This window comes from Nocardioides sp., from assembly GCF_031397825.1.
Taxonomy (GTDB): domain Bacteria; phylum Actinomycetota; class Actinomycetes; order Propionibacteriales; family Nocardioidaceae; genus Nocardioides.
Window position 1 is genome coordinate 1 of record NZ_JANNML010000190.1, and the last position, 12,015, is coordinate 12,015.

Here is a 12,015-nt window from a genome sequence, read left to right on the forward strand (position 1 = left end):
CTTCGTGCGCACCTGCGACGCCTTCAACATCCCCGTCCTCACGTTCGTCGACGTGCCCGGCTTCCTGCCCGGCACCGACCAGGAGTGGAACGGCATCATCCGCCGCGGCGCCAAGCTGATCTACGCCTACTCCGAGGCCACGGTCCCGCTGGTCACCGTCATCACCCGCAAGGCCTACGGCGGCGCCTACGACGTCATGGGCTCCAAGCACCTCGGCGCCGACATCAACGTGGCCTGGCCGACCGCCCAGATCGCCGTCATGGGCGCCCAGGGGGCGGCCAACATCGTGCACCGCAAGGAGCTCGCCCAGGTCGAGAAGGACGGCGGGGACGTCGAGGCGCGGCGCGCCGAGCTGATCGACGAGTACGAGACCACGCTGGCCAACCCCTACATCGCGGCCGAGCGCGGCTACATCGACGCGGTCATCACCCCCCACGAGACCCGCATCGAGATCGTCCGGGCCCTGCGTCTGCTCCGCTCCAAGCGGGTCACGCTGCCGGCCAAGAAGCACGGGAACATCCCGCTCTGATGGCCGAGCACGACGACGCCGGCGGGGCCACGGCGGAGGCCGCTGCGCAGACCCGACCGCTGCTGCGGGTCATCGGCAGCGACGCCACCCCGGAGGAGGTCGCGGCGCTGGTCGCGGTCTTCGCGGCCCTCGGCTCCGACGACGCCGCGCCCGCCCGTCGTACGCCGGAGTGGCAGTCGCCGCACCGCAAGGTCCGCCAGGCGCTGCCCCACGGGCCGGGTGGCTGGCGGGCGAGCGGGCTGCCGCGCTGAGTCGTGCGTGCCATGTGAAACGCTGCGGCACATGACTGCTCTGAGGCTCGGGCCGCTGCTGCGCCACGTTGACGAGACGAGCGCGAGCGTGTGGGTGGAGACCGCGTCGGCGAGCACCGTGACGGTGACGGCGGGCGAGCACTCCGGCAGCGCGCGGACCTTCCGCGTGCACGACCACCACTACGCACTGGTGTGCGTCGACGGACTGGAGCGCGGCACCAAGACGCCCTACACCGTGAGCATCGACGGCGAGCGCGTCTGGCCGCCGGCCGACTCGCCCTACCCGCCCTCGGTGATCCCGACGCTCGACCACGCCAAGCCGCTGCGCATGGCCTTCGGGTCCTGCCGCACCTCGGTGGGCCACGACAAGGCCGGCAACGACACCCACGGCGTCGACGCCCTGCGTGCCTACGCGCTGCGCATGGCCGGCGTGACCGACACCGCGCACCCCGAGGACCCCGACCCGGGCGACCAGGTGCGCTGGCCGGACCTGGTGCTCTTCCTCGGCGACCAGGTCTACGCCGACGAGACGACCCAGGAGATGAAGGAGTTCATCGAGTCGCGTCGTGACATCGAGCAGGCGCCCTGGGCCGAGCTCAAGGACTACGAGGAGTACGCCCACCTCTACTGCCTCGCCTGGACCGACCCGGCCAACCGCTGGCTGCTCTCGACGGTGCCGACGGCGATGATCTTCGACGACCACGACGTCCGCGACGACTGGAACACCTCGCGCGCCTGGAAGGACGAGATGGAGGCCACCGACTGGTGGCACGGGCGGATCGTCGCAGGCCTGGGGTCCTACTGGGTGCACCAGCACCTGGGCAACCTCTCCCCCGACGAGCGTGCCCAGGACGAGATCTGGCAGCGCATCGTCGGTCACGACGGCACCCACGAGTACGACGCCAGCGCCCTGATCGATGCCTTCGCCGACCGCGCCGACCAGGAGCCGTCGTCCTACCGCTGGAGCTTCGCGCGCGACTTCGGCACCCAGGCGCGGCTGGTCGTCGTCGACTCCCGCGCCGCGCGGGTGCTCGAGCCCGAGCACCGCAGCCTCCTCGACGACGACGAGCTCGCCTGGCTCGACGGGCAGCTCTGCGGCGGCTTCGACCACCTGCTGATCGGCACGTCGCTGCCGTTCCTGCTCGCGCCGGGGCTCCACTACGTGGAGGCCTTCAGCGAGGCGCTGGCCGGTGGCGCCTGGGGCCGGCGCCTGGCCAAGCGGGGCGAGACGATCCGCCAGGCCGCGGACCTCGAGCACTGGGCCGCCTTCCAGGAGGCCTTCCAGACGGTCACCGCCATGGTGCTGGAGGTGGCCCGTGGCGAGCGCGGTGACGCCCCGGAGACGGTCACCTTCCTCTCGGGCGACGTCCACCACAGCTATGTGTCCGAGGCCCGCCCGACCCGCCGCGGCAACCGCGGGCAGGCACCCACCCGCAGCCGCATCATCCAGGCGGTCTGCTCCCCCATCCGCAACCCGCTGTCGCGCAAGTGGCGCTTCGCCACGGCGTTCCTGTCCTACGGCGTCGCCGGGCCGCTCGGGCACGTGGTGGCGCGCTCGGCGAAGGTGCCCAACGCGCCGATGACGTGGAAGCTGCTCAAGGGCCCGTGGTTCGACAACAACCTCGCGACCCTCGAGGTCACCGGCCGCGGCCTGCGCATGTGGTGGGCCAAGGGACAGGTCGATGGCGACGACCACGAGCACCCGCGGCTCGTGACCGTCGCCGACCTCACTGTCGACTGATCAGTCCGACGCGCGCACCCGACCGGGCGCGAAGATCGCGGCGACCACGGCCACCGCGACCGCACCGGCCCCGGTCAGCAGTGCCGCGCCGATCGCGCCGTCGTAGCCGGTCGGCGTCAGCTGGCCGCCGTTTCCGAGGAAGACAGCGGTCAGCACCGCGATGCCCAGCGCCACGCCGAACTCACGGATCGTGGAGTTGGCCGAGCTGGCGATCGCGAAGTCGTCCTCGGGCAGCCCCTCGAGCACCGCCGTGGCGCTGGGCGCGAAGGTCAGCCCCATGCCGACACCGGCCATCGCCAGCGGCAGCACGAAGGAGGAGTAGCCGGCCGCGCTCTCGGTGAGTGCGGCGAACCACACCAGCGACGCCGACTGCAGCACCAGGCCGGTCAGCAGCAGCGAGCGCAAGCCCAACCGCCCGGCCAGCGCACCGGCGATCGGCGCCACGACCATCGGGGCGGCGGTCCACGGCAGCGTGCGCAATCCGGCCTCGAGCGGACTGTAGCCCTGCACGACCTGGAGGTACTGCGCCAGCAGGAAGACCGTGCCGAACATCCCGAGCGTGAAGAACAGCCCGATCGCGTTGGCGACCGAGAAGCCGCGCGAGGAGAAGAGACGCAGCGGCAGCACGGCGTGGGCACGCCCTCGCGCCCACCCGACGTACGACGGGAGCAGCAGGGCCGCGAGCACCAGCGGGCCGAGGACCCCGAGCGAGCCCCATCCGTCGTCGTTGCCGTGCACGATGCCCCAGATGCCGAGGGAGACCGCGCCACCGAGGAGGGCGGTGCCCACCAGGTCGAGGGGCTGCCACACACCGCGGGACTCACGCACCGCCAGCAGGAGCAGCGGACCCGCGACCAGCGCGACAGGCACGTTGAGCCAGAAGATCGCCTGCCAGCTGACCCCCTCCACGACCGCACCACCGACGACGGGGCCGAGCGCGACACCCAGGCCGGACACGCCGCCCCACACGCCGATCGCGACCGCGCGACGTGCCGGTGGCACGGCCGCGGCGAGCAGGGTCAGGGACAGGGGCATGATCGCGGCGGCGCCGAGACCCTGCACGGCCCGCGCCGCGATGAGCGCCTCCGAGGTCGTCGACAGCGCCGAGGCGATCGACGCGAGCGTGAAGAGGGCCAGCCCGGCCAGCATCATCCGGCGCCGACCGAGCCGGTCCCCCAACGTAGCGGCGGGCAGCATGAAGGTGGCGAAGGTGAGCGTGTAGGCGTTCATGAACCACGACAGCTGGCTCACCGAGGAGCCCAGGTCGGCCTGGACGACCGGCAGGGCGCTGGTCATGACGAGGTTGTCGAGCGTGGCCATGAACATCGGCAGGGACGCGGCGAGGATCGCCAGCCAGACCGGCACCCGACGTCGCGTGGGGGCGACGAGGGCGGGGTCGTCCGAGACGGCGACGGGTGGGACGAGTGTGGTCATCGTGGACTCCTTGCCAAGAAGGCATTGAATGATTACTTAGTGCGAAGGCTAAGTAATCGAGTGATAACCTGTCAAGCATGAACGCCGCCCCGATTCCCCGGATGAGCGCCGAGGACCGGCGCGAGCTCGTCCTCCACGCCGCCACCCGCGCCTTTGCGCGGGGCGGCTTCCACGGCACCAGCACCGACGCGGTCGCCAAGGAGGCCGGCGTCTCGCAGCCCTACGTCGTCCGGATCTTCGGCACCAAGCTCGAGCTCTTCCTCGCGGTCTTCGCCCGCGCCTCCGACCAGATCCGCACCGCCTTCGAGGACGTCCTCGCCCAGGACCTCGCCCCCGACGAGGACGTCTGGGAGCACCTCGGACTCGCCTACGGCGCCCTCCTCACCGACCGCGACTTCCTCCAGGTCCTCATGCACGGCTTTTCCGCCGGCGGTGAGCCCGAGATCGGCGCCCAGGCCCGTGCCGGGATGGGCGCGATCTACCAGACGCTGATGACGACCGGCTGCGAGCCCGACCGGGCCAAGGACTTCATCGCCCAGGGCATGCTGCTCAACGTGATGATGTCGATGCACGCCCCCGAGCACGCCGTCGACGGCGACGACATCTTCGGCCTCACCACCTGCGCCTTCGGCGAGATGCTTCCCGCGCTCGCCGTGCCTGACTAGGGTCGAGAGGTGACGACCGAGCGCGCCATCGACACCGCCAGCGAGGCCCACCTCGTCCGCTCCTGCTCCCTCGACCCGGTCCTCGCGACCTACCTCGGTGTGGCCGGTCACGAGGGGGAGCTGCCCGACTACTCCCCCGACGGCTTCGCGGAGCGCGAGCAGGTCACCCGCACCGCCTACGCCGACGTCGCCGCGGCCACGCCCGTCGACGAGCGCGAGACGGTCGCGCGCGAGGCGTTCCTCGAGCGGCTGGGGCTCGAGATCGAGATCATGGACGCCGGGACGCTGCGGTGCCAGGTCAGCGTCATCGACAGCCCGCTGCACGAGCTGCGGCAGGTCTTCGACCTGATGTCGACCGACGGCGAGGAGGCCTGGACCCACGTCGACAGCCGACTGGCCGCGATCCCCGAGCGCCTGCGCGGGTTCCGCGCCACGCTCGAGGAGGAGGCAGCGCAGGGCCACGTCGTCGCGACCCGGCAGTACGTCGAGGTGGCCCAGCAGGTGCGCGGGTGGACCGGGCAGGAGGGCGCCGGGGGCGACTTCTTCGCCGGTCTCGCGGCCCGCGGACCCCAGTCCCTGCAGCGATCCCTCACCGACCACGCCACGGCCGCCACCGCGGCCTTCGCCGACCTCGGCCGCTTCCTCGAGCACGACCTCGCCCCGCGCGGCCGCGCCAAGGAGGCGGTCGGTCGCGAGCGGTACGCCCTGGAGTCGCGGCGCTTCCTGGGTGCCGAGGTCGACCTCGAGCAGACCTACGCCTGGGGCTGGGAGGAGCTCAAGCGTCTCTCCGACGACATGGCGGCCACCGCCGACCGGGTCCTGCCGGGCGCCTCGCTCCCCGAGGCCATCGCGCACCTCGACGCCGACCCGGCCCGCCGCATCGAGGGGCGCGAGGAGTTCCGCGACTGGATGCAGGACCTCGCGGACCGCACCGTCGCGGACCTGGACGGCACCCACTTCGACATCCCCGAGCAGATCCGCACCATCGAGTGCTGCCTGGCTCCCACCAACGACGGCGGCATCTACTACACCGGTCCCTCGGAGGACTTCGTGCGGCCGGGGCGGATGTGGTGGTCGGTCCCGGACGGCATCACGTCGTTCTCCCCCTGGCGCGAGGTCACGACGGTCTTCCACGAGGGCGTGCCCGGCCACCACCTCCAGGTCGGCCAGACCGCCGTGCGCCAGGACCTGCTCAACCGCTGGCAGCGCCTCATGTGCTGGGTCAGCGGTCACGGTGAGGGGTGGGCGCTCTACGCCGAGCGGCTGATGGACGACCTCGGCTACCTCGCCGACCCGGCCGACCGGCTCGGGATGCTCGACGGCCAGGCCTTCCGCGCGGCTCGGGTCATCATCGACATCGGCATGCACCTCGAGCTCACCATCCCCGCCGACAACCCGTTCGGCTTCCACCCCGACGAGACCTGGACGCCCGCCCTCGGGCGCGAGTTCATGGGTCAGCACTGCTCGATGGAGCCGGCCGTCATCGACTTCGAGGTCAAGCGCTACCTCGGGTGGCCGGGACAGGCGCCGTCCTACAAGGTCGGCGAGCGCATCTGGCTCGAGGCACGCGACGAGGCCCGCGCCCGCCAGGGGGAGGCCTTCGACCTCAAGGCCTTCCACCGGGCAGCGCTCGACCTCGGCTCCCTGGGGCTCGACCCGCTCAAGGCCGCCCTCGCCCGGATCTGACCGGGAGTCGGCCGGTGACCTGGTGACCGCGGCAGACTGTCTGGCATGACCGGCGATCGGATCTGGATCGAGTTCGACGCCCTCGTCGAGCCCTTGGCCTGGGGGCGCAACGTCTACACCGTGATCCGTCTCGACGCCTCCCTCGAGGAGGCCGCCCGAACCCGACGGACCCGACGCGTCGAGGGCACGGTCGAGGACGTGGCGGTCAACATGGGAGTCAATCGCGCCGACGTCATGCCGGATGCGTTCGCCTACGTCGGCAAGGGTCTGCAGCGTCGCCTCGCTGTCGGTCCCGGCGAGGTGGTCAGGTGCCGCCTGCGCCCGGCCGATCCCGACCACGTGCCCCTGCCCCCGGACCTGCGGGACGCCCTCGCCGACGCGGGGCGCCTCGCCGCGTTCGAGTCGAAGCCGCCCGCCGAGCGACGGCGGCTGCTGCAGCCGGTCGAGGAGGCGGCGAGATCCGAGACCCGACGGCGCCGGATCGAGGCGCTCGTCCGGGATCTCGCCCCTCACTGACACCCAGCGCGCGATGGCGCCCCACGACACGGTCGTCCGGACACGCCGCGTGAGGTCATCCGGTGCTCGTCCTAGGCTGACGCCGTGACCACGTTCGTCCTCGCCTCCGCCTCCCCCGCCCGCCTCGCGACCCTGCGCAGCGCCGGCATGGACCCGCTGGTGATCGTCTCCGGCGTCGACGAGTCCCAGCTCGAGGGGCTGCCCCCCGCCGAGCTCGCGCTCCAGCTGGCCGAGCTGAAGTGCGCCGCCGTCGCGGGACGCGACGACCTGCCTGAGGGCGCCCTGGTGCTGGGCTGCGACTCCGTGCTCGAGCTCGACGGCGCCGCGCTGGGCAAACCGACCGACGCGGCCGACGCCCGCCGCCGGTGGCAGGCGATGCGGGGACGCTCCGGGGTGCTTCACACCGGGCACAGCCTGCGGGCGGTCACCTCCGGACGCGTCGCTGCGGCCACGGCGTCGACCACCGTGCACTTCGCCGACGTCACCGACGAGGAGATCGAGGCCTATGTCGCCACGGGTGAGCCGCTGCACGTGGCGGGCGCCTTCACCGTCGACGGGCTGGGCGGCGCCTTCGTGACGGGCATCGAGGGCGACTTCCACAACGTGGTCGGCGTGAGCCTGCCCCTGGTGCGCTCGCTCGTCGCCGAGCTGGGCGGTTCGTGGACCGGGCTCTGGCGAACCGGGCCTGCTTGAGCAGATCTTGAGGAATGATGGAGGAACTGCCCGGTCACCCTTGAGGGTGGCCCCGCAGACTGGGGGACACCAGGGTCTGAGAGCCAGAGGGGTCTTCCACGTGAACGGCAACACGAACGGCCGCGACTCGGCGCTGCCTCCGCAGACCACCGAGGCGCTCACCGTCGTCGGTGACGACTACGTGCGCACCCCGGACCCGAGCCTCGCCGCCTACGAGAGCAGCTTCCTCGACGCGGTCGACGACCTGCCGACCTACCGCCCCAGCGTGGGCTGCATCATCCCGGCCTACAACGAGGGCGAGACGATCTCCGGCGTGCTGGACTCGCTCCTCCAGCAGACCCGCCTGCCCGACACGATCCACGTCATCGTCAACAACACCAGCGACGAGTCCGTCGAGATCGCCAGCCACTACGCCGGCCCCCACACCCGCATGACGGCCTCGGGCGAGCAGAGCACGATCGTCTACGTCCACGACATCGGCAAGAACCCCGACAAGAAGGTCGGCGCCCTCAACTACGGCTACTCGCTGGTCGAGCACATGGACTTCCTGCTCGGCGTCGACGGCGACACCACCCCCGAGCCCGACGCGATCCAGCACCTCGTCGACGAGATCGCCAGCGACGACCGCATCGGCGGCATCTCGGCCATCTACTCGATCGACGACAGCGCACTCGACGGCCCGATGGCCAAGTTCCTCATCGCCGGCCAGCGCGCGCAGTTCTCCGCCTTCAACATGCAGAACCTGCTCAAGGGCCGCAACATGGCGGTCCTCGGGGGCCAGTTCTCCATCTTCTCCACCCAGGCGCTGCGCGACGTCATGCGTGACAGCCACCAGCGCACGCCGTGGGTCAAGGACTCCGAGGTCGAGGACTCGCTGCTCTCGCTGCAGATCAAGAGCGCCGGCTACCTCACCAAGATCAGCGCCTTCGCCCGGGCCCACGTGGGCGGCATGACCACGCTGCGATCGCTCGACGCCCAGCAGGTGAAGTGGAACTTCGGCGCCATCGACCTGATGTGGCCCGGTCAGCGCGGCGACACCAAGGGCCAGCCGCTGCACCCCAACCTGCGCCTGCGCTGGTTCGAGCACATGTCGATGGTCGTCAACATCGTGACCCGCCTGATGTTCGCCCTGCTGCTGGCCGGGTCGCTCTCGATCAGCGCCTACGTCTTCAGCCCGCTGTGGCTGATCCCGCCGACCTCCGCGGTGCTGCTCAACTGGCGCGTCGCCCGCTCGATGGAGTTCGCCAACAGGCGCGACTACCTCTTCGCGATGCTCCTGGCACCGGCCGAGGTCTACATGTGGATCCGGATGGGGCACTTCGTCCGCGCCTGGTTGAAGTTCTTCAGCAGGCAGCAGACCGACAACTGGGCCGCGCAGGCCAAGGCCGAGCGGGGCAAGGGCACCGCCTGGCTCTACCCGTTCCTGGTGCTGCTGGTCCTCTTCGTCGCGGCCGGGTTCGCCTGGGTCCAGCTCCCCATCCAGCTGCAGTCCGACATCCTCGCGGTGGGGTGGCCCATCCTGGGTGTCATCACCGTGCTGCAGACTGCGTGGATGCTGATCAAGGGAAGCAAGCGATACCGAGGGTTCAAGGCATGACCACCACACTGCGACGCGGCCCGCGGGCCGCGCTCATCACCCTACTCCTCTCCGTCGCCCTCTCGGGTTGCTCGATGCTCAGCGGGGACGACACCGACCCGACCGCCGAGCCCAGCGGGACCCCGTCGCCGACGGCCACCGAGACGCCCTACGACTCGCAGTTCACCCGCGACGGCACGTTCCAGTCCCACATCGACATCAACGGAGTCGACTTCGTCTACACGCTCTACCCGACCAAGTCGACCCCGCGCACCAACGAGTGGTACCCCAAGGGCAACAAGTTCTTCTCGTTCACCTTCCAGGCCTACGACCTGGACCGCGCCCTGCGCGACCCCTACAGGACCAAGCGCAAGGTCTACCTCGAGCAGATCCGGGTCACCTCGGTCACCAAGACCGCCCAGGGTCGCGGCACCGCCACGCCCTACCGGCTCGACGCCGAGGCGCGCAGGATCACCTTTGACCCCGAGCCGATCACGACCAAGTACGGCATGATCATCACCTCGCCCAAGGGCGCTTTCGAGCTCCGCAACCAGAAGATCCGGCCCGTGCCGCTCGACACCCGCGGCATCGACCTGATGTTCACCGCGACCGTGTGGGTGCAGGAGTCGCCCGGCAGCGACCGCTTCACCAAGCGCGAGATCAAGCAGACCGTCCCGATCGCCATCTTCGAGTCGACCAAGCCGACCCAGGTGGCCCGGATCCCCGTCAACGCCAACTGACGAGCAGGCCGGGGCTCAGGCCTCGGCGATCCGGTAGCCGACGCCGCGGACGGTCTCGATGAAGCGAGGCACGGCGCCGTCGTCACCGAGCTTGCGCCGCAGGCTGGTGATGTTGGTCTCGACGGCACGCTTGTCGGCCTCGTTGACGAAGTACGACGTGACGTACTGCTGGCCGCGCATCGTCAGCACCAGGTCGGCCTTGCTGCGCACGCGACGACCGGTGCCCAGCAACGAGGCGAGCAGGTCGAACTCGGCGCGTGTCAGGTCCACCGAGCCGCCGCCGACGCTGACGACGCGGGTCTCGGCGTTGAGGGCCAGTCCGTTGAAGCGCAGCCAGCCGCCCTCTCCCGGGGCGACCGCTCCACCGTGTGCGACCCCAGGGGTCACCGGCTGGGCCGGAGGCGGGCTGACCGACTGCTGGGGCGCGGGAGCCGACGGCTCGTAGGCCGGGGCAGCGGGCTGGTAGACCGGTGCCGGAGGTGCCTCGTAGACCGGGGTCGGTGGCTGGGGCGCCTGCGGCACGACCGAGGCCGGCTGCTGCGGGGCGACCGGGGGCGCGGGCTGCTGGACCGGCTGGGGTGCCTGGACGGGCTGGACGAACGGCGCCGGCGAGAGACCGGCCTTCAGCTCGCGAGCAGCCTTGGCAGCCCACGACTCCGCGGGCGGCTGGACCGGGGCGACGGGCTCGGGTGCCGGCGGCGCTGCAGCCTGGCTCGGTCCGGCCGGGGTGTCCTGTCGGGCGCGGGGTCGGCGCAGCATCGAGTCGGCGCGGGCGCGCAGCTCGCGGGGGCGGAACGGCTTGACGAGGTAGTCGTCGGCACCGGCCTCGAAGCCCTGGACCACGTCGATCTCGTCGCCCAGGGAGGTGATGAAGATCAGGTAGGTGCTGCTGAAGTCGCGCAACCGCTTGGCCACGGCGAAGCCGTCCATGCCCGGCATGTTGACGTCCAGCGTGGTGATCAGCGGGTTGTGCGTGCGGACGGCTTCCACGCCGGCGACCCCGTCCTCGGCCACGACCGTGTGGAAGCCCGACTGGGTCAGCACGATCTCGATGAGGTCCCGGACGTCGGGATCGTCCTCGATGATGACCGCGGTCCACTCATTCCCCACCATGGACTCACCCTAACGAACAGGGTGTTCACCCGTGGCTTCGGCGCGGGTCTGGTCGTCACCAACCGGAAGCGGCAGCCATCTCCAAGGTGCGCTCGGGCCAGAACTCACCGGCTGCCGGACCGCCCTGGCACTCGCCGTCGCTCTCGCCCGGCGGCTTCACCCACAGGTAGGCGTCGAGCCCGGAGCCGTCGTCCACGACCTCCGGGTCCCGCCCGAAGGCCCGACCCGGCGGGTTGCACCACTCGTCGATCGACCCGCGGCCGTTGCGGCCGCTGTCGATGACGTAGTGCACCCCGCCCAGCAGCCCGCTGAGCTCGTCGGCGAAGGCCCGCTCGTCCTCGTCGGTCTGGTAGTTGGAGACGTTGGCCGCGAAGCCGCGCACCGACTCCACCCCCACCTCGCGCAGCAGGCCCGCGAGGGCGACCGGGTCGATCCAGTGGGAGTGCCCCCCGTCGACGTACGTCGTGACTCCGGCGGACCGAAGCCGGTCGACGGCGTCGCGGATCAGGCGCACCCGCTGGTCACGCCGGTCGCACTCGAGCGCGGAGGCGAGGGCGTCGGGCTCGACGACCGCGACCGCACCGGCTGCCGCCGTCGCGATCTCCTGCACCCACGGGCCGTACTGCGCTGCGGGGAGCCCGCCGGCGGAGAAGCCACCGGTGCAGTCGCGGTCCGGGATGCCGTAGACGACGAAGGTGGGAACCTGCCCGGCAGCGGCCGCCTCGGCCGCGACCGAGCCCACCTTTGCGGCGACCTTGCCGGGTGGGTACTCCTCGGGCGTCAGCCAGATGCCGGCCGACGTCTCGGCGAGCCGGGTGTAGACACGAGCGGACTCGGTGTCGCCGTTCTGCTCCGCCTGCGCGAGGGCCCGGGCCGCGCGCGAGTCGGGGTCGGCGAACGGGGCACCGGCGGCGAACGGGTTGCCCTCGGCCGGCGCCAGGGTGGGTGTCGCCACCGTGTCCCCGGGCACGTCCGTGCGACCGCCACCGCAGCCGGCGAGCAGCGTCGTCAGGGAGAGGCTGACGAGCACCAGCAGACGTGGGGTCAGGAGCACGTGCCCATCATGCCGTC

Annotated in this window: 12 protein-coding genes; 9 read left to right on the forward strand and 3 right to left on the reverse strand. The window is 71.3% G+C overall.

What is annotated here, in order from left to right; all coding sequences use genetic code 11:
* The 3 genes from RMN98_RS16165 to RMN98_RS16175 form a co-directional block, all read left to right on the forward strand.
* On the forward strand, nt 1-529 hold a 529-nt coding region (locus RMN98_RS16165; RefSeq protein ID WP_309649841.1), incomplete at its 5' end, for a carboxyl transferase domain-containing protein.
* Nucleotides 529-780: an acyl-CoA carboxylase epsilon subunit gene (locus RMN98_RS16170; protein ID WP_309649842.1), complete on the forward strand. Its 252-nt coding sequence runs from the start codon at nt 529-531 to the stop codon at nt 778-780. The genes RMN98_RS16165 and RMN98_RS16170, both read left to right, overlap by 1 nt.
* A gap of 31 nt (nt 781-811) precedes the next feature.
* Nucleotides 812-2,521: an alkaline phosphatase D family protein gene (locus RMN98_RS16175; RefSeq protein WP_309649843.1), complete on the forward strand. Its 1,710-nt coding sequence runs from the start codon at nt 812-814 to the stop codon at nt 2,519-2,521.
* Here RMN98_RS16175 and RMN98_RS16180 read toward each other — a convergent pair whose 3' ends face one another.
* The gene (locus RMN98_RS16180) at nt 2,522-3,955 is read right to left on the reverse strand and encodes an MFS transporter (protein WP_309649844.1); all 1,434 of its coding nucleotides are present in this window, start codon (nt 3,953-3,955) and stop codon (nt 2,522-2,524) included.
* 77 nt (nt 3,956-4,032) lie between these two features.
* On the opposite strand from RMN98_RS16180, the gene RMN98_RS16185 reads away from it, so the two are divergent.
* The 6 genes from RMN98_RS16185 (at nt 4,033) to RMN98_RS16210 (ending at nt 9,831) form a co-directional block, all read left to right on the forward strand.
* Nucleotides 4,033-4,620, forward strand: coding sequence for a TetR/AcrR family transcriptional regulator (locus RMN98_RS16185; protein WP_309649845.1), 588 nt, complete (start codon nt 4,033-4,035; stop codon nt 4,618-4,620).
* 9 nt (nt 4,621-4,629) lie between these two features.
* Nucleotides 4,630-6,306, forward strand: coding sequence for a DUF885 domain-containing protein (locus RMN98_RS16190; protein WP_309649846.1), 1,677 nt, complete (start codon nt 4,630-4,632; stop codon nt 6,304-6,306).
* A 45-nt stretch (nt 6,307-6,351) separates the two neighbouring features.
* Nucleotides 6,352-6,822 (forward strand): YdeI/OmpD-associated family protein, encoded by a 471-nt coding sequence (locus tag RMN98_RS16195; RefSeq protein WP_309649847.1) that lies wholly within the window; start codon nt 6,352-6,354, stop codon nt 6,820-6,822.
* 84 nt (nt 6,823-6,906) lie between these two features.
* Nucleotides 6,907-7,515 (forward strand): Maf family protein, encoded by a 609-nt coding sequence (locus tag RMN98_RS16200; protein ID WP_309649848.1) that lies wholly within the window; start codon nt 6,907-6,909, stop codon nt 7,513-7,515.
* Between the two features lie 100 nt (nt 7,516-7,615).
* A complete protein-coding gene (locus RMN98_RS16205) occupies nt 7,616-9,112 on the forward strand; it encodes a glycosyltransferase family 2 protein (protein WP_309649849.1) in 1,497 nt (498 codons plus the stop codon).
* Nucleotides 9,109-9,831, forward strand: a complete 723-nt coding sequence (locus tag RMN98_RS16210; RefSeq protein ID WP_309649850.1) for a hypothetical protein — start codon at nt 9,109-9,111, stop codon at nt 9,829-9,831. Before RMN98_RS16205 ends, RMN98_RS16210 begins: the two co-directional genes overlap by 4 nt.
* A gap of 15 nt (nt 9,832-9,846) precedes the next feature.
* Here RMN98_RS16210 and RMN98_RS16215 read toward each other — a convergent pair whose 3' ends face one another.
* Both RMN98_RS16215 and RMN98_RS16220 read right to left on the reverse strand, forming a co-directional pair.
* Nucleotides 9,847-10,944, reverse strand: a complete 1,098-nt coding sequence (locus tag RMN98_RS16215; protein WP_309649851.1) for a response regulator — start codon at nt 10,942-10,944, stop codon at nt 9,847-9,849.
* 55 nt (nt 10,945-10,999) lie between these two features.
* Nucleotides 11,000-11,998: a glycoside hydrolase family 6 protein gene (locus RMN98_RS16220; protein ID WP_309649852.1), complete on the reverse strand. Its 999-nt coding sequence runs from the start codon at nt 11,996-11,998 to the stop codon at nt 11,000-11,002.
* Nucleotides 11,999-12,015 lie beyond the last annotated feature (17 nt).

Coding starts and splice junctions, on each gene's coding strand:
- RMN98_RS16170 (WP_309649842.1), top strand. CDS start 529: ATGGCCGAGCACGACGACGCCGGCGGGGCCACGGCGGAGGCCGCTGCG.
- RMN98_RS16175 (WP_309649843.1), top strand. CDS start 812: ATGACTGCTCTGAGGCTCGGGCCGCTGCTGCGCCACGTTGACGAGACG.
- RMN98_RS16180 (WP_309649844.1), bottom strand. CDS start 3,955: ATGACCACACTCGTCCCACCCGTCGCCGTCTCGGACGACCCCGCCCTC.
- RMN98_RS16185 (WP_309649845.1), top strand. CDS start 4,033: ATGAACGCCGCCCCGATTCCCCGGATGAGCGCCGAGGACCGGCGCGAG.
- RMN98_RS16195 (WP_309649847.1), top strand. CDS start 6,352: ATGACCGGCGATCGGATCTGGATCGAGTTCGACGCCCTCGTCGAGCCC.
- RMN98_RS16210 (WP_309649850.1), top strand. CDS start 9,109: ATGACCACCACACTGCGACGCGGCCCGCGGGCCGCGCTCATCACCCTA.
- RMN98_RS16215 (WP_309649851.1), bottom strand. CDS start 10,944: ATGGTGGGGAATGAGTGGACCGCGGTCATCATCGAGGACGATCCCGAC.